We start from the raw sequence: 757 nt of genomic DNA, 5'->3' as shown, positions 1-757 counted from the left end.
AGTTGAAATGCGCTGGCAAGAGGTTAATTACAAAAATATGGCTTTCGTCGCCTGTTCGCTCATAAAGCCAACAAACTGTGTGTAAAGCAGTCGAAATCAGCTTGTGGCTGGCACAGAAACGGCGAAATCGTGCAGATTGTCATAGACAGCATCGGCCAATGCCATGCCTGCATCGGTGATCGGCTTGCCGGTACGCACCATCACTTTATGGCCAACCTTGGCATTAGCCGCAGCGCTCAGGTCGGAAGGCTTGTCACCCACCATATAAGAACGACTCATATCAATACCAAGCTCTTGCTGTGCCAGCAGCAACATGCCAGGGGCAGGTTTACGGCAATCACAGGGCGCACCGTGATCCGGGTGATGAGGGCAGAAGTAGATGCCATCCAGATCCACGCCCCGATCGGCCAGTGACCAATCCATCCACTCGGTGAGATTCATGAAATCATCTTCACTGAAGTAACCACGCGCGATACCCGACTGATTGGTGACCACGATCAGCTGATAGCCTTTCTGCTTCAGCAGTTGCATGGCGTCAATCACGCCAGGCAGAAAATGGAAGTCGTCGACCTGGCTGACATAACCGCTGTCTTCGTTGATGACACCGTCGCGATCCAAAAAGATGGCAGCTTTACTCACTCGTCATTACCTCTTGTTATAGGGAACTCTCAGGATGGCATGAGCCAAACGTAAAAAGGGTGGCCTAAGCCACCCTTTTAGTGCGTATTGCAGGGATCGATTAAGCGATCACGCTTGC

Annotated in this window: 1 protein-coding gene; it reads right to left on the bottom strand. The window is 51.5% G+C overall.

Features of this window, described 5'->3' with window-relative positions; genetic code table 11:
* Nucleotides 1-96: 96 nt before the first annotated feature.
* Complete coding sequence (gene gmhB, locus BN1130_RS01445) at nucleotides 97-639, bottom strand: D-glycero-beta-D-manno-heptose 1,7-bisphosphate 7-phosphatase (RefSeq protein ID WP_042039835.1); 543 nt, start codon at nucleotides 637-639, stop codon at nucleotides 97-99.
* Between the last annotated feature and the right edge of the window lie 118 nt (nucleotides 640-757).

Origin of the sequence: Aeromonas rivuli, assembly GCF_000820045.1 — a bacterium.
GTDB classification, from domain to species: domain Bacteria; phylum Pseudomonadota; class Gammaproteobacteria; order Enterobacterales; family Aeromonadaceae; genus Aeromonas; species Aeromonas rivuli.
Note: the sequence above shows the minus strand (reverse complement) of the source record. Positions and strands in the feature narration are given on the sequence as shown.